Source organism: Micromonospora sp. NPDC023869, assembly GCF_055559695.1.
Window position 1 is genome coordinate 456,503 of sequence record NZ_JBVHKD010000003.1, and the last position, 15,411, is coordinate 471,913.

The 15,411-nt window shown below is 73.4% G+C and carries 12 protein-coding genes; 4 read left to right on the plus strand and 8 right to left on the minus strand.

The features are described 5' to 3' along the window. Window positions 1–4 precede the first annotated feature (4 nt). Both ACZ31C_RS12550 and ACZ31C_RS12555 read right to left on the minus strand, forming a co-directional pair. A complete protein-coding gene (locus ACZ31C_RS12550) occupies window positions 5–1,141 on the minus strand; it encodes an acyl-CoA dehydrogenase family protein (RefSeq protein ID WP_465795353.1) in 1,137 nt (378 codons plus the stop codon). Window positions 1,142–1,144: 3 nt separating this feature from the next. Next, the gene (locus tag ACZ31C_RS12555) at window positions 1,145–2,521 is read right to left on the minus strand and encodes an NtaA/DmoA family FMN-dependent monooxygenase (protein ID WP_396750981.1); all 1,377 of its coding nucleotides are present in this window, start codon (window positions 2,519–2,521) and stop codon (window positions 1,145–1,147) included. A gap of 116 nt (window positions 2,522–2,637) precedes the next feature. Between ACZ31C_RS12555 and ACZ31C_RS12560 the strand changes: the two genes are divergently transcribed. Both ACZ31C_RS12560 and ACZ31C_RS12565 read left to right on the plus strand, forming a co-directional pair. After that, window positions 2,638–3,126: a VOC family protein gene (locus ACZ31C_RS12560; RefSeq protein WP_465795354.1), complete on the plus strand. Its 489-nt coding sequence runs from the start codon at window positions 2,638–2,640 to the stop codon at window positions 3,124–3,126. Window positions 3,127–3,168: 42 nt separating this feature from the next. Further along, window positions 3,169–4,596, plus strand: a complete 1,428-nt coding sequence (locus ACZ31C_RS12565) for an NAD(P)/FAD-dependent oxidoreductase (RefSeq protein ID WP_396750985.1) — start codon at window positions 3,169–3,171, stop codon at window positions 4,594–4,596. A gap of 93 nt (window positions 4,597–4,689) precedes the next feature. Here ACZ31C_RS12565 and ACZ31C_RS12570 read toward each other — a convergent pair whose 3' ends face one another. Beyond that, entirely contained in the window at window positions 4,690–5,694 is a 1,005-nt protein-coding gene (locus ACZ31C_RS12570) for an MBL fold metallo-hydrolase (protein ID WP_465795355.1), read from the minus strand. Window positions 5,695–5,755: 61 nt separating this feature from the next. Beyond that, complete coding sequence (locus ACZ31C_RS12575) at window positions 5,756–6,583, minus strand: SAM-dependent methyltransferase (RefSeq protein ID WP_465795356.1); 828 nt, start codon at window positions 6,581–6,583, stop codon at window positions 5,756–5,758. 162 nt (window positions 6,584–6,745) lie between these two features. Here ACZ31C_RS12575 and ACZ31C_RS12580 point away from each other — a divergent pair, with 162 nt between their 5' ends. Next, window positions 6,746–7,750, plus strand: a complete 1,005-nt coding sequence (locus ACZ31C_RS12580; protein WP_465795357.1) for an acyl-CoA dehydrogenase family protein — start codon at window positions 6,746–6,748, stop codon at window positions 7,748–7,750. Between the two features lie 55 nt (window positions 7,751–7,805). Here ACZ31C_RS12580 and ACZ31C_RS12585 read toward each other — a convergent pair whose 3' ends face one another. Genes ACZ31C_RS12585 through ACZ31C_RS12600 form a run of 4 tightly spaced genes read right to left on the minus strand, consistent with a single transcriptional unit; the run spans window position 7,806 to window position 15,045 of the window. After that, window positions 7,806–11,762 (minus strand): non-ribosomal peptide synthetase, encoded by a 3,957-nt coding sequence (locus ACZ31C_RS12585; protein WP_465795358.1) that lies wholly within the window; start codon window positions 11,760–11,762, stop codon window positions 7,806–7,808. A gap of 27 nt (window positions 11,763–11,789) precedes the next feature. Continuing rightward, window positions 11,790–12,020 (minus strand): acyl carrier protein, encoded by a 231-nt coding sequence (locus ACZ31C_RS12590; RefSeq protein WP_350694643.1) that lies wholly within the window; start codon window positions 12,018–12,020, stop codon window positions 11,790–11,792. Window positions 12,021–12,064: 44 nt separating this feature from the next. Beyond that, a complete protein-coding gene (locus ACZ31C_RS12595) occupies window positions 12,065–13,453 on the minus strand; it encodes an NAD(P)/FAD-dependent oxidoreductase (protein WP_465795359.1) in 1,389 nt (462 codons plus the stop codon). After that, on the minus strand, window positions 13,450–15,045 hold the full coding sequence (locus ACZ31C_RS12600) for a (2,3-dihydroxybenzoyl)adenylate synthase (protein WP_465795360.1): 1,596 nt from the start codon (window positions 15,043–15,045) through the stop codon (window positions 13,450–13,452). The genes ACZ31C_RS12595 and ACZ31C_RS12600 overlap by 4 nt, the downstream gene beginning before the upstream one ends. Before the next feature lie 170 nt (window positions 15,046–15,215). Here ACZ31C_RS12600 and ACZ31C_RS12605 point away from each other — a divergent pair, with 170 nt between their 5' ends. Then, window positions 15,216–15,410 carry a ferredoxin gene (locus ACZ31C_RS12605; RefSeq protein ID WP_350694639.1) on the plus strand — a complete coding sequence of 65 codons (195 nt, stop codon included), beginning with the start codon at window positions 15,216–15,218 and terminating at the stop codon, window positions 15,408–15,410. Window position 15,411 lies beyond the last annotated feature (1 nt).

Sequence of the window (15,411 nt, forward strand, 5' to 3'; positions counted from 1 at the left end):
CGGGTCACCGGGTGCGGGGCAGACCGAGCACGCGCTCGGCGATGATGCCGCGCAGGATCTCGGAGGTGCCGCCCTCGATCGAGTTGGCGCGGCTGCGCAACCGCAGGTGCTGCCAGTGACCGGCGGCGTGACTGTCCGGACCGGCGAGCACCGCCGCCGGGCCGAGCAGACGCAGCGCGAACGCGGCCAGCCGCTGGTTGGTGACCGACCAGTGCAGCTTGAGCACCGAGCTCTCCGGACCGGGCTTGCCGGTCCGCGCCAGCGTCGCCATCGTCCGGTGACCGGTCCAGCGCAGGGCCTGCAACTGCACGTGCAACTCGGCCACCTCGGCACGGACCGTCGGGTCGTCGGCCAGCCCGAGGTCGCGTACGGTGCGCAGCAGCCGGTCGAACTCGACGGTCAGCCGGGCGGTGAGCGTGATGCCGAAGGTGCCGCGTTCGTGGGCGAGGGTGGTCATCGCGATCCGCCAGCCCTCGCCGACCGGCCCCAACACGCAGTCGCGGGGCACCAGCACGTCGTCGAGCACGATCTGGTTGAAGTCGGCGTCGCCGGTGCTCTGCCGCAGCGGCAGCACCTGCACCCCGGGGCTGCGCATGTCGACCAGCAGGCAGGTCAGGCCGGTGTGCGCGGTGGAGTCGGGCTGGGTGCGGGCCAGCAGCAGACACCAGTCGGCCTGGTGCGCGTAGGACGACCAGACCTTCTCGCCGGTGACCCGCCAACCGTCGGCGGTGGCCGTCGCGCGGGTCCGCACCGCGGCCAGGTCACTGCCCGCGTCCGGCTCGGAGAAACCCTGACAGAAGACGTACGCGCCGGACAGGATCGGCTCCAGGAAGCGTTGCTGCTGCTCGGGGCTGCCGTGCGAGACGATGGTCGGTCCCACCATGCCCAGGCCGATCACGTTGCCGTGGTCCGGCGCCTCCGCCAGCGCGCTCTCCTCGGCGTAGATGCCCTGGTAGGTCGGGGGCAGTCCGCGTCCGCCGTAGGCGGCCGGCCAGGTCAGCCCGGTGTAGCCGGCCGCGTGCAACGCCTTGGTCCAGTCGCCGGGTGCGCCGCCGTCGCGGTGTCGGGGCACGTGCTCGGCCAGCCAGGCGCGCAGGTCACGGCGGAAGGCGGCCTCCTGCGGGGTGTCGCGCAGGTGCATCCCTCAGCCCTCCCGCGCGGTGACGGCGCGCGCCGGGTCGCGGTAGGTGCTCACCCCGGCGCCGAAGTACCGTTCGCGCAGTGTCGTCTCCGCCGGGTCGTACGCGGTCCGGAACAGGCCCCGCCGTTGCAGCTCCGGCACCAGCAGGTCGCAGATGTCGTCGATGCCGTCCGAGGGCGGGCTGGGGATCAGGTTGAACCCGTCCACGTCGGCGACGGTCAGCCACTGCTCCATCCGGTCGGCGACCTGCTCGGGCGTGCCGAACAACGTCACCGGGGCGTCCACCCGGGGGCGGCGGGGACGCGAGACCAGATACTTCACGTCCCCGACGGTCCAGGTGCGGTCCGGGCTGAGCTTGCGCAGGAAGCCGAGGAACGAGTGGCTGGCCTGGCTGCGGATCTCGTCCACCGGGGTCTCGTCGGGGAAGGCGGCGAGGTCGATGTCCATCCAGCCGCACCACTTGGCGAGCTGTCCCTCGCTGCTCCACAGCGTGTTGTACGCCTCGGCCTTGGCCTTCGCCTCGGCCCGGTCCCGCCCGATCATGACCATGCCGCCCTGCAACGCCTTGACCATGCCCGGGTCCCGGCCGTGCCGGGCCGCCGCCGCGCGCAGGGCGGCCACCGGCTCCGCGCCCGAGGCGGGATCGGCCAGGGTCAGGAAGGCCACCTCGGCGTGCCGGGCGGCGAACTCGATGCCCCGGGGCGAGGAACCGGCCTGGTAGAGCACCGGTGTGCGCTGCGGTGACGGCTCGCACTGGTGCGGACCCCGGACGCTGAACCAGCGGCCCTCGTGGTCGATCTGGCGGACCCGGTCGGGGTCGGTGAAGATGTCGCGTTCGGCGTCGCGGACCACCGCGTCGGCGTCCCAGCTGTCCTCCCAGAGGGCCCGGGCGACCTGGACGTACTCGTCGGCCCGCTCGTAGCGCTCGTCGTGGTCGAGGTACTCCCCGAGGCCGTTGGCGGTGGCCGAGCGCAGGTAGGAGGTGACGATGTTCCAGCCGACCCGGCCACCGGTGAGGTGGTCCAGTGAGGAGAAGAGCCGGGCGCACTCGTAGGGGGAGTGGTAGGTGGTGGAGTAGGTGATCGCGAAGCCGAGGTGCCGGGTGGCCGCCGCCGCGGCCGACAGCAGCAGCGCCGGGTCGATCGAGGGGATCTGCACCGCGTGCCGTACCGCCGGTGCCCAGGAGCCCCGGTAGACGTCGTAGACGCCGTGGATGTCGGCGAAGAACAAGGCGTCGATGCAGGCCGCCTCCAGTTGCCGGGCGCGGGAGATCCAGTACTCCAGCGACCGGTATCCGGTGGCCGTACGGTCGCCGGGGAGCCGCCACATGCCCTTGAACTGCGGTGACGGCGAGCACTGGGTGAACACGTTCAGATGCATGCCCGGTTCCTCACATCCGTTCCGGCCCGGTACGGGCAGCGCGCTGCCAGGTGACGACACGCTACCGGTTGTCGACGACAACACGCCACACCCAAGATACAAGTGAAGCATCTATGATGCGTCATGTGCCTAAACTCAACGGCAGGAACCACGTCAACCTGACCGTCCGCGACCTGGATCGCAGCACCGAGTGGTACTGCCGGGTCATGGACTTCACGCCGGTACGCGACGCGACGCCGGCCGAGTCCGGGTTCACCTTCCGCACGTTGGTGCACCGGGGCTCGCTCTCCTCGATCGTGCTCGGCCAGGCCGTCGAGCCCGACCCGGCCCCCTTCGACGAACGCCGGGTGGGCCTGCACCACCTGGGCTACCACGTGCCCGAACTAGCCGACCTGGATCAGTGGGCCGCGCACCTGGACGCCGTCGGCGCCGAGCACTCCGGTGTCCGCGAGCTGTTCCTGGAGGCCGGTTACGGCATCTGGCTGCGCGACCCGGACAACATCTGGCTGGAGTTCTACTGGCTCAACGCCGACTACTTCATGAACCGGCTGCGCCAGCAGCACCGGGCCGATCGGGCGGCGCGGCTGGCCGCCGACCGGCAGTGATTGTCGGGTCTTGCCGAACACAACACACACTATGGATAGTGGGTGCGGACCGACGACTTGGAGAGCGACGTGGAAGAGACCCGGAACAGCGTCTACTGGCACGACACCGAGCCGGTCGAGGTCGGCGAGCCCCTCGACGGTGACGCGAGCTGCGACATCTGCATCGTCGGCGCCGGATACACCGGCCTGTGGGCGGCGCACTTCCTCGCCGAGGCCGAGCCCTCGGCCGACATCAAGGTGCTGGAGGCGCAGGCCGTGGGCGGCGGCGCGTCCAGCGCCAACGGCGGGTTCGTCGGGCTGACCGCGGGCAAGGTGCTGCGCCGTTTGCTCTGGTACTACGGCCGGGAGAAGGCCGCCGGTGTCTACCGCAGCGGCGCCCGGTCGATCATCGACATCGGGCGGTTCTGCCGCCAGTACGGCATCGACGCCGACTTCGCGATGAACGGCGTGCTCCAGGTGGTCACCGACCGCAAGCAACTGGCCCGGCTCGAACTCCAGGTCAAGCGCAGCGAGCGTACCGGCCTGCGGGGGTCGTTCAAGCTGCTGGACCGCGACGAGGCGCAGCAGCGCATCGGCTCCCCGCAGGTGCTCGGCGCGCTGCGCACCACCGGCGCGCTGGTCAACCCGCACCGGCTGGTGCAGGGCCTGGCCCGCGTCGTGCGCGAGCAGGGCGTGGACATCCACGAGCGGACCCCGGTCACCGAGGTCCGCAAGGTCGGCGGACGGTACCGCGTCACCACCCCCACCGGCACGATCACCGCCAACGAGGTCGTCCTGGCGACCAACGCCTGGCAGCACAGCTTCGCCCAGACCCACACCAAGGTCATGCCGGTGTGGAACTACCTGATGGTGACCGAACCGCTGACCGACGCGCAGCTCTCCCGGGTCGCCTGGCCCGGCCGGGAGGGGGTCAGCAACTCGCTGTCCTTCGCCCACGCCGCGCGCCTCACCGCCGACAACCGGGTGGTCTGGTCCGGCGGCCGGTGGTACTACTACGACCAGCGGGACACCGACCGCTCGCACCTGCGCAACGACGCCGCCCACGCCGCCCTGCGGGAGTCCTTCGCCCGCTTCTTCCCGGCCTGGCGGGACGTCCGGTTCAGCCACGCCTTCGGCGGCCCGATCGGCTGGAGCCGCACCTTCATCCCGCAGTTCGGCCGCACCGACGACGGCCTGGTGTACGGGCACGGCTACACCGGCAACGGGATCGCGCCCAGCCACACCGGCGGCAAGATCCTGCGGGACCTGGTGCTGCGGCGGGACACCGAGTACACCGACCTGGCGTACGTGACCGTCAACCAGCCGAAGTTCGCCAAGGGCGCGATGGGCGACAAGGGCGCGCACCTGTTCATCTGGCGGCAGGAGACCGGGGACCGGCTGCCGCTGATGCTGCCGCACCCGGCCGCGCTGGCGCCCCGGTCGTTCTTCGCCGGCCGTGCCGCACGCCGGGCCGCCGGCGCCAGCCGCTGATCCCGCGCACCGCACCCGCAGCGGCCCGGCCCGACGACCGGGAGCCACAGCGAACAGTCGGCCCGGCCGGTCACCACCGGCCGGGCCGACTGTTCAGCTCCGGTCGGTGGTGTCGAACAGCCGGCTCTGCCCGACCGCGAGGTCCCAGAGGGTGTCCGCTGGTCGGCCCGACTCGGCCCACGCCTTGCGGGCCAGCTCCACCGGGGCCAGCACCGGCTCGGCGGAGAGCGCGAAGGTGCCCCAGTGGATGGTGAGCATCCGTTCCGCGCCCAGGTCGCCGCAGGCGCGGACCGCCTCGGCCGGGTCCATGTGCAGCGGCTTCATGAACCAGCGCGGACGGAACGCGCCGACCGGCAGCAAGGCCACGTCGATGCCGGGGAAGCGCGCGCCGATCTCGGCGAAGGCCGGCCCGTACGCCGAGTCACCGGCGAAGAAGACCCGGTGGGTCGGTGCCTCCTCGCTGGTCATCAGCCACCCGCCCCAGAGGCTCTGGCAGGTGTCGAACAGGCCCCGCCGGCTCCAGTGGTGCGCCGGGGTGAAGTCGAACCGTACGCCGCCGACGACGGTCGACTCCCACCAGTCCAGCTCGACCACCCGGCGGAAACCCCGCGTCTGGAACCACCAGGCCAGCCCGGCCGGCACCAGCACCGGAGTATCCCGGGGCAGCCGGCGCACGGTGGGCTCGTCGAGGTGGTCGAAGTGGTTGTGGCTGATCACCACCGCGTCGATCGGCGGCAGCGACTCCCAGCGCACCCCGGGCGGGGTGTACCGGCGCGGCGTACCCGGGATCTTGTCGGCGAAGACCGGATCGGTCAGCACCGCCCGGCCGCCGATCTGCACCAGGCAGGTGGCGTGCCCGATCCAGGTCACCGCGGTCTGTCCGGCACCGACCCGGGGCACCGCCTCGTCCACCACCGGCACCCGGCCACCGGTCGCGCCGACCGGGTGGGTGCCGCGCTCGCGCATCAGCCGCAGCACCGCCGCCGGGCCGGGCACCGGGTGCGTGAGACGGTCGGTGAAACCACCGGGCCAGGTACGCCCCCGGGGCGCCCCGGTGAGCCGGGCGAGAGCGCGGTGCACGGCACGTGGTCGGTACACGGGTTCCTCCTCGGGTAATGGGGTCGGCACCGGCCGCCGGGCCGTGGCCTGCGCATCGGCGTCACCCCCGCCGGTGCGCGGTGAGCATCAGGTAGCCCAGGCAGGACTCGGCGACCGCCTGGAGGTCCAGGACCGCGTTGCCGAGCTGGCGCAACACCCGGGGCCCGTACGTGCCGGCGAGGCGCTCGCGCTCGCGCGCCACCGCCTCGCGGGTGGCCTCGTGCGAGCGGCGGACGTGAGCCCCGGCGTCGAAGACGTCGACCACCTCGAAGCCGGCCGCGCGGACCAGCTCGACGTAGTCCGGTGCGGTCGGCGGCGTCGACATCGGCATCCCCGACCAGATCCGTGCCTGCGCGTCGTCCATCGGCCGGACCAGGGTGAGTTCGGCGAGGACGAGCCGCCCGCCGGGGCGCAGCACCCGGTGCACCTGGCTCAACGCGGCGGCCTTGCCCGGCACGTGCACCAGCACCTCCAGCGCCAGCGCCGCGTCGAACCACCGGTCCGGGTACGGCAGGGCGGTGGCGTCGGCCCGGGTGAAGCGGACCCGGTCGGCCAGGCCCTCCTTCTCCGCGAGTTCCCCGGCGCGCTCGACCTGACGGCCGGAGAGCGAGACCCCGCTGACCTCGGCGCCGGTCACCCGGGCCACGTGGCGGCTCGGGCCGCCCGTGCCGCAGCCGATGTCCAGGACGTGGTCGCCGGGCCCGACCGCGAGCCGACCGGCGAGTTCGTCGTTGAGTCGTGCCTGGGCCTGCGCGACGCCTGCCGGGTCGTGCTCGTCGGACCAGTAGCCGTAGTGCAGGTTGTCGCCGTAGACGGCGTCGAGGAACGGGCCCATCAGGTCATAGAACAGACCGACCCGTTCGGCCCGTGTTTCTGGATCTTCGGTCACCTGCGACCTCCCCCGTGGATTGACGTTTCTCAGCATAGTGTCCGTCGTTTGCGACAAACACAACACTGTCTTTATGTAGCTTCTAGGCCGCCGGTGGTGTCTTCGTTAGGCTGTGCGCAGAACCCACACCGACTGACGACGGAACGGACGGTGGACCGACCGATGAGCAACTCTGCCAAGGTGCTGGACCGCGCGGAGCGCATCGCCGAGGAGGTGCTGTTCCCGGCGGCGGAGAAGGTCGACGCCGCCGACACGGTCCCGGGCACCCACCTCGACCTGCTCGCCGCCGAGGGCTTCTACGGCCTGGCCGGCCCGCCGCAGTTCAGCGAGATGGCCGCCGAGGAGACCGCCACCGCGGCCCGCGCGTTGGAGATCATCGCCAGCGGATGCCTCACCACGGCGTTCGTCTGGGCGCAACACCACAGCGCGGTGATGGCGGCGACGCACAGCCAACGGCCGGGCATCTCCGACCAGTGGCTGGAGCCGCTGTGCCGGGGCGAGCGACGCGCCGGGCTGGCCATCCTCTCCGCCACCCGGCCCGGCCCGGCGGCGGTACGCGCCGAAGCGGTCGACGGCGGCTGGCTGCTGCACGGCACCGCGTCCTGGGTGACCGGGTGGGGCCTGGTCGACACCCTGTTCACCGCCGCCCGGGACACCTCGGACACGCTGGTCTGGTCACTGCTGGACGCCACCGAGAGCGACACGCTCAGCGTCACGCCGGTCGACATGGTCGCGGTGTCGGCGAGCCGCACCGTGCAGGTCACCTTCACCGGCCACTTCGTGCCGGAGCACCGGGTCACCGGCGTCGTCCCGCACGAGGTCTATCTGCAACGCGACCCGGCGACCCTGCGGTTCAACGGGTCCCTGCCGCTGGGCGTGGCGACCCGCTGCGCCCGCCTGATCGGGCCGAGTCCGCTGGACGCGGCGATCGACGAGTGCCGGGCCGCCCTCGACGCCGCCGGCCCGCAGGAGCTGCCCTCGGCCCGGGGCGCGGCCGCCGCCCTGGCCCTGCGCGCCGCCGGACTGCTGGCCACCACCACCGGCAGCGCGGCCGTGCTGCGGCACCGCCCGGCCGAGCGGCTGATGCGGGAGGCGCTGTTCCTGCTGGTCTTCGGCACCCGCCCGGGCATCCGCGCCGACCTGCTCGACCGGCTGCACCGAGGCTGAACCACTCGCTGACCACGCGCCCGGGGTACGGATCCGTACCCCGGGCGTCTGTCGGTCAGGACGCGGTGAGGACGTCGGTCACCACGGCGGCGGTCGGGGTCACCGTGTCCGGGTCGGTCACCGCGAAGTGGTCGCCGGGCACCTGCCGACGGGTCGTCACGGCACCCTCGGGCAGCCGCTCGCCCAGCGGCACCAGATAGCCGCCGGCTGCGCCGCCCAGCGCGGTCCGGGCCTCCAGCAGGTGCACGTCGAGGCCGGGGGCCGCCGGGACCGGGTAGCGCACCAGCGCCCGGGTGTGCGCGGCGAAGACCTCGAACAGCCGCTCGGCCGAGTCCAGGCCCAGCGACGCCAGCGCCGGACGGGCGGCGGCCACCTGCGGCCACGCCGCCCGCAACGCCTCCACTCCGGAGGCGTCCGGGCCTACCGCGGCGTCGTCGGACACCTCGCCCCGGGTCACGTCGGTCAGGAACGCCCGGACCAGTTCGGCGGCGCTCGGCTCGGCGGGCGCACCGGGCGGACCGACCCAGGGGTCGATCAGCACCGCCGTGCAGGTGCGGCCCGCCTCGGTCAATTGCCGACCCACCTCGTACGCCAGCACCGCGCCGAGCGACCAGCCGACCAGGCGTACCGGGGCGTCCGCAGGCAGCGCGGCGGTCAGCTCGTCCCGGTAGGCGCGGGCCAGCTCGGTCAGGGTCGGCGGCACGGTGGCCGTACCGTCCAGCGCGGGCGACGCGACCCCCAGCACCGGCCAGCCCTCCGGCAGCCGCGCGACCAGCTCGCGGTAGCAGAGCAGGTCGCCGCCGACCGGGTGGATCAGCACGACCGGCGTGCCGTCGCCGGGGGCCAGCGACTGCACCGGCGAGGACCGGGCGACGCCGTCCCGTTCGTCGAGCAGGCGGGCCAGCTCGGCGACGGTCCGGTGCTGGTAGAGGGCGGCCAGCGGGAGCCGGCTGCCGAACTCCCGCTCGACCCGGTTCATCAGTTGCGCCGCCTGCAACGAGCTGCCGCCGAGGACGAAGAACGGGTCGTCGACGCCGACCGAGGGCAGGTCGAGCAGGTCCGACCAGAGCGTGGCCAGCCGCCGCTGGGTGGCGGTGTGCGGGGCGCGGAACCGCCCGCCGCTCGGTGCCAGCCCGGCCGCGTCCGCGACCAGGGCGGCCCGGTCCACCTTGCCGTTGCCGGTCAGCGGCAACGCCTCCCGCACCTCGATCACCGGCGGCACCAGGTACGCGGGCAGCGTCGCGCCGAGCGCCGCCCGGACCTCGTCGGCGAGGTCCGGCTTCGCCGCCTCGGCGGCCACGAAGGCGACCAGCGACGCACCCCGCTCGCCCCGGCGGGCGACCACCACGGCGTCGGTCACCCCCGGCTGCGCCACCAGCGCCGCCTCGATCTCGCCCAGCTCCACCCGAAAGCCGTTGATCTTCACCTGCGGGTCGTCGCGGCCGAGGAACTCGATCACCCCGTCCGGGCGGTACCGGCCCAGGTCGCCGGTGCGGTAGAGCCGCTCACCGGTGACCGGGTGGGTGACGAACGCGGCGGCGGTCAGCTCCGGCGCGTGCAGGTACCCGTCGGCCAGCCCCCGCCCGGCGATGTACAGGTCACCGGGTACCCAGTCCGGCCGGTGGGCGAGTCGGGAGTCCAGGACGTGGAAGCGCTGGTTGCGCAGCGGCCAGCCGTACGGGACGCTGGTCCACTCCGGGGGCACCCGGGCGGGCACGTCGAACCAGTTCGACCAGATCGACGCCTCGGTGGCCCCGCCGAGCGCCACGCACCGGGCCCTCGGGGCGATCTCGGCCAGCTCGCGACCGAGGGACAACGGCACCCAGTCGCCGCTGACCATCGCCGTCCGCAGCGCCTCCGGACGCTCCCGGTCCGCCGCTGCCCGGACGTAGTCGACGAACATCGCCAGGTAGGCCGGCACCGAGTTCCACACCGTCACGCCCGCCCGGACGGCCAGCTCGTGCAGGTGCACCACCTCGCGGGCCTGGCCCGGATCGGGGACGACCACGACGCCGCCGACGGCGAGCAGGCCGAAGACGTCGTACACGGACAGGTCGAAGGTGAACTCCGAGACGGCCAGCACACGGTCGGCGGCCCCGACACCGAAGCGGGTGTTCACGTCCACGATGGTGTTGGCCGCGCTCTGGTGACGGATCATCACGCCCTTCGGCGTGCCGGTGGTGCCGGACGTGAAGATCACGTATGCCAGCGCCTCCGGCTCGTCGGCGGCCTCGGCGTCGGGCAGGTCACCCGACGGCAGGTCGGCCAACCGCCACCGGAGCGCGTCGGCGGGCGCCCCGTCGAGATCGTCGTCGGTGTCGCCGAGCACCGCGGCCACGCCCGCCCCGGCGAGGATCTGCGCGCGGCGCGGCAGCGGCCAGGCCGGTGCCACCGGCACGTAGGCCGCGCCGGTCATCAGGACCCCGAGCAGCGCGGCGATCTGGTCCACGCCCCGGTCGGCGACGACCGCGACCAGGTCACCCGGGCCGCGTCCGGCGGCCCGCAGCGCGGCAGCCACCACACCCGCTCGCGCTCGCAGCTCCCGGTACGTCACGGTGCCGGCGGAGGTGACCACCGCGTCGGTGTCCGGGGTGCGGCGGGCCTGGGCGAGGAAGCCGCCGTGCAGGGTCTGCGCGGCCACCTCGGCGGCGGTGTCGTTGACCTGCGCCCGGACCGCGAGCTGCTGCGCCGGGGTGAGCCGGTCGCCCCGCGCCGTCGACCAGGCCGCGTCGTCGCCGCCCAGGTCGACCAGCAGGGCCCGGTACGCGGCGAACATCTCGTCGACCATGCCGGGCGGGTAGAGCCCGTCGGCGGTGTCCCAACTGAACACCATCTCGCCGTTACGCATGAACACCTGGTGGTCGAAGGCGACCTGTGGGGTACGGACCAGCGACTCGCGGCGCTGCCAACCGAGCAGCTCCAGGAAGACCGGGTCGGTGTCGGAGCCGAGCCCGAGCATGCTGGTGAACACCACCGGCATCCGAGCACCGGAGACCGTCCCGGAGCGGCGGTTCAGCTCCCGGATCACCGACACCCCACTGAACGCGCCGTGCGCCATGTCGCGCAGCATCCGGCCCCGCAACGCGGCGGCGTCGGCGGCGAAGTCGCTCTCCCCGCCGGCCGGTGAGCACTCCAGCAGCAGCGTGCTGGCGAAGCTGCCGATCAACTGGGACACGTCCGGGTGCAGATTGAGCCGCTCGCCGTACATGATGTTGACGGTGAACCGGTCCTGGCGGCTCCAGTGCCGCAGCACCCGGGCGAACGCGGCGGCCACCGCCATCGTCGGGGTGAGCCGACGGCGGCGCAGCGCGGCGGAGAACGCGTCGGTCACCGCGACCGGCAGCGTGAAGACGCGCCGGATGAGCGGGCCGTCGTGCCGTCCACCCCGGCGCAGCGGCAGCTCCGGCGCGCCGGGCAGGTCGTCGAGCCGGTCGGTCCAGTACCGGCGGGCCGCCGCGTACTCCGGGCCGTCGCGGCGCTGGTCCAGTTCCCGGCGGTACCGCTCGTAGGTGAAGTCCAGCGGCGCGAGGTCCCCACCGGCGAGCAGGGTGCGCAGCTCCTGGGCGAAGACCTCCCCGGACTGGCCGTCGAAGACGATCAGGCGCCCGGCCATCTGGACCAGGTACTCCCCGTCGTCGCACCAGACGAGCATCCGGAAGGCCGCCGGTCCGGTCAGCGGCGGCCCGTCGCCGGAGAGTTCCCGGCGGCCGGCGGCCAGCAGTTCGGCGCGGCGGTGGGCGGGTTCACCGCGCAGCGACCGGACCGACAGCGGGGACGGCGGGTCGTCCAGGATCCGCACCTGGCCGTCCTCGCCGACCGCGCAGCGCAGCATGGGATGCCGGCGGACCAGGGCCTGCACGGCCGTGGCGAACGCGTCGGTGTCGAAGGGAGGTGCGGCGTACTCCTCGTAGAACAGCGCGGGGCCGCCGAGCTGGAAGTCACCCAGCTCGCCGATCAGGTACGCCTGCTGGAGGTCGCTGAGTCCGAACCCGGTTGCCGTGAGCTGGTCCATCGTGCTCCTCGCTGGGGTGGCCGGCGGTCAGCCGACCGTGAGCTGTTCCCGTACGGCCGCGAGCAGTTCCGCGGGCGTCGGGCGGTCGAAGACCTCGAACAGGGGCAGCGAGACACCGAACTCCTCGGCCACGTGGTGCACGAGGGCGGCGGCGGCCATCGAGTCGCCGTCGAGATCGGTGAAGAAGTCGGCGTCGTCGGTGACCGACTGCTGGAAGATGAACTCCCAGACCTTGCGCATTCTCTGTAGGTCGTCCATGCCAGGCTCCTCGTCGCTGATCGGGGGCACAGCCGGTCGGGGGCTCACACGATGGCGCGTAGCGCGAGCCGGGCCAGGGGCGCCGTCCGGTCGATACGGTGCTCGTAGTGGTCGGCGCCGGTGGCGACCGCGCTCACGCCCCGCACGCCGATGAACCGCAACGGTTCCGGCTCCCACCGGCGGGACGCGTTGTCCACCCAGCAGAGTCGGGTCTCCGGGCGGCTGACCCCGGCCACCAGCGCGGCCAGCGACCGGGCGGCCAGGTTGCTCAGCGCGATGCCCTCGCCGCCGTAGCCGCCCGCGTGCCCGAGCCCGGTGTCCCGGTCGTAGACCACCTCGGGCTCGGTGTGCCGGTGCAGCCCGTACACCCCGCTCCACCGGTGCGACACCGGCACGTCGGCGAGGTCGGGCAGCAGCTCGGCCAGGGTGCGGCGCAGCCGGTCGTGCGCCCGACGGTCGGCGGTGCGGCCCCGGTCGGTGGCCGAGCCGAACCGGTAGTAGGCGCCCCGCCCGCCGAGCACCAGCCGGTCGTCGAGGGTGCGTTGCAGGTAGCCGAACTGGTAGCGGCCGTCGGCGACGGTCCGGTGGTCGGTCAGGCCCAGCCGCTGCCAGGTCGCCTCGTCGAGCGGCTCGGTGGCCAGCACGTACGAGTGCAGCGGCAACACCCGGCGGGCGTGTCCGGGCAGCCGGCCGGTGTACCCCTCGGTGGCGCAGAGCACCGACCGGGCGCGCACCGTGCCGCAGTCGGTGACCAGCAGACCCGGGGCGATCCGCAGGGCCCGGGTCTGCTCGGCGACGCGGACCCCGCGACGTTCGACGGCGGCGAGCAGGCCGCGCGCGATGCGGGCCGGCTGCACGGCGGCGCAGTGCGGCGTGTACGCGGTGGCGCGTACCCCGGTCAGTCCGATCTGCGCGGCGGCCGAGGGACCCACGGTGAGCGTGAGGCCGGTGATGCCGAGCTTGTCCCGCACCTCCTGCCAGCCGCGCAGCCGGTCGACCTGCGGCGCGCTGCGGGCGACGTAGAGCGAACCGTCGTGCCGCCAGTGCGCGTCGATCTCCTCCGCGGCGAACACCCGGCGCAGCTCGTCGAGCGTGCGTTGACCGGCCCGGTACAGCCGCATCGCGGCCATCGGCCCGTGCCGGCGGATCAGACCGGGCAGCAGCGCCGGCATCTCGGCGGTGCACCAGCCCCCGTTGCGGCCGGAGGCCCCGAACCCCGCCCGCCCCGCGTCGACGACCACGATGGACAGCTCGGGTCGGTGCACACTGAGGTAGTACGCGGTCCACAGGCCGGTGTACCCGGCGCCGACGATGGCCACGTCGGCGGTGGTGTCGCCGTCCAGCGGCGGGCGGGGGGCGAGCTGGTCGGCGGGCAGCCCGTCGAGCCAGAGCACCCGGTCGGCGGTGCCGGTGACCGACGGTGGGCGGGTCACGCCGCCGCCACCTCACGGGCCAGCGCCCGCCGGTCGATCTTCCCGACCGGCGTGTACGGCAGCGCGGGCGCGATGTGCAGCCGGTCGGGCAGCTTGAAGTCGGCGAGTCCGCGTTCACGCAGGAAGTCGTGCAGATCCCCGAGGCCGGGCGGGGTGTCCCGGGCGACGATCACCGCGCAGGTCTTCTCGCCGAGGCGCGCGTCCGGCACCGGCACCACGGCGGCGGTCCGCACCGCCGGATGCGCGATCAGGTGGGCCTCGACCTCGTCGACGGAGATCTTCTCGCCACCCCGGTTCACCACGTCCTTGATCCGACCGGTCACCACCAGCCGCCCGGCGGCGTCGCGGCGGACCAGGTCACCGGTGCGCAGGAACCCGTCGGCGGTGAAGACCGTGCGGTTGTGCTCGGGCACCGCGTAGTAGCCGCGCAGCGTGCACGGACCCCGGGCGAGCAGTTCGCCGACCTCGCCGTCGGGCACGTCGCGGTCGGCGTCGTCCACCACCCGCAGTTCGTCGGCGGGGCTCAGCGGGGTGCCCTGGCTGGTGGCGGCGGCCTCGTCGCCCTCGTCCGGGCGGGTGAAGCAGAGCACCCCCTCGGCCATCCCGAACCAGTGGGTCAGCGTGGCGCCGGTGGCCGGGCGCACCCGGCGGGCCACCTCCGGGCTGAGCGTGGCGCCACCCACCTCGATGACCAGCTTCGACAGGTCGGCGCCGAAGATGCCGGCGGTCTCGGTCCAGACCGGCAGCAGCGCCGGCATCAGCGTGGTCAGCGTGACCTGCTCGGCCGCGACCAGCGGGAACACCTCGTCCGGGGCCGGGCTCGCGGCGAGGACGGCCCGACCACCGGCCCGTAGCGCCCCCAGCACGCCGGGGCAGCCGAGCGCGGCGTTGTGCGCCACCGGCAGCGCGGCCAGGTACGCGCCGTTCTCGTCGAAGCCCATCGCCTCGGCGGTGGCGCGCAGTTGGAACGCGTAGTCGTCGTGGGTGCGCGGGATCAGCTTGGGCAGCCCGGTGGTGCCGCCGGAGAGGAGGAAGAACGCCACCTCCGACGGGTCGGGGGCGGGCAGGTCCACCGGCTCGGCGTCGACGTCGCGCAGCGCGGTCAGCTCCTGCGGCTCGCCGGCCACCAGCACGTGCCGAACCGAGGGCACCGCCCGGCGTACCGCCCGGGCCAGATCACGGTGGTCGGTGCCGGCCACCACGTCGGGCACCACCAGCGCCACCGCGTCGGCGTACTCGGCGAGATAGACCAGCTCGGCCCGGCGGTGGGCGGGCAGCGCCAGCACCGGCAGCGCGCCGAGTCGGAAAAGCGCCACACACGTCACTACGAAGTCGGGGGTGTTCGGCAGTTGCACGACCACCCGGTCACCCGGCCCGACGCCGAGCGCGACCAGGCCGGCGGCCAGCCGGTCGGCGCGGGTGTCCAGCTCGCGGTACGTGTGCCGGCCGTGCCGGGTCACCACCGCGATCCGGTCCGGGTCCCGTGCGGCCCAGGGTCGTAGCAGGTCACCCAGCACTTCGCCGCGCCAGATACCGTCGCGGCGGTAGCGCTGCGCGAACTCGTCGGGCCAGGGGACGCATCCGGTCAGCATGCTCGGCCTCCAGGACGTGCCATCGGGGAAGCTACCCGCCGGAGCGGACCGCCCGACGCTATGCGACGTTTCTTCTCTCGCGCAAGTGTCTGTTGTTTCTGGTCGGCGAATCCTACATGCGTCATCTATCGTGGGCGTGCCCCGGCCAACCCGAAGCGTGGGAGAAGACGATGTGGATAGTCGTGGACTACGACCGCTGTGACAGCCACGGGGTCTGCGCCGACAGTGCCCCGGAGGTGTTCGAGATCCGGGACGACGACTTGATGTACGTGCTGGTCGAGCAGCCGTCGGCGGAGCAGTTGCCGCAGGTCGAGACCGCGGTACGCGGCTGCCCGAAGCTCGCCCTGTCGTTGCGGGGGGAGTGAG

Coding starts and splice junctions, on each gene's coding strand:
- ACZ31C_RS12550 (WP_465795353.1), bottom strand. CDS start 1,141: ATGCACCTGCGCGACACCCCGCAGGAGGCCGCCTTCCGCCGTGACCTG.
- ACZ31C_RS12555 (WP_396750981.1), bottom strand. CDS start 2,521: ATGCATCTGAACGTGTTCACCCAGTGCTCGCCGTCACCGCAGTTCAAG.
- ACZ31C_RS12560 (WP_465795354.1), top strand. CDS start 2,638: ATGCGTCATGTGCCTAAACTCAACGGCAGGAACCACGTCAACCTGACC.
- ACZ31C_RS12580 (WP_465795357.1), top strand. CDS start 6,746: ATGAGCAACTCTGCCAAGGTGCTGGACCGCGCGGAGCGCATCGCCGAG.
- ACZ31C_RS12585 (WP_465795358.1), bottom strand. CDS start 11,762: ATGGACCAGCTCACGGCAACCGGGTTCGGACTCAGCGACCTCCAGCAG.
- ACZ31C_RS12590 (WP_350694643.1), bottom strand. CDS start 12,020: ATGGACGACCTACAGAGAATGCGCAAGGTCTGGGAGTTCATCTTCCAG.
- ACZ31C_RS12600 (WP_465795360.1), bottom strand. CDS start 15,045: ATGCTGACCGGATGCGTCCCCTGGCCCGACGAGTTCGCGCAGCGCTAC.
- ACZ31C_RS12605 (WP_350694639.1), top strand. CDS start 15,216: ATGTGGATAGTCGTGGACTACGACCGCTGTGACAGCCACGGGGTCTGC.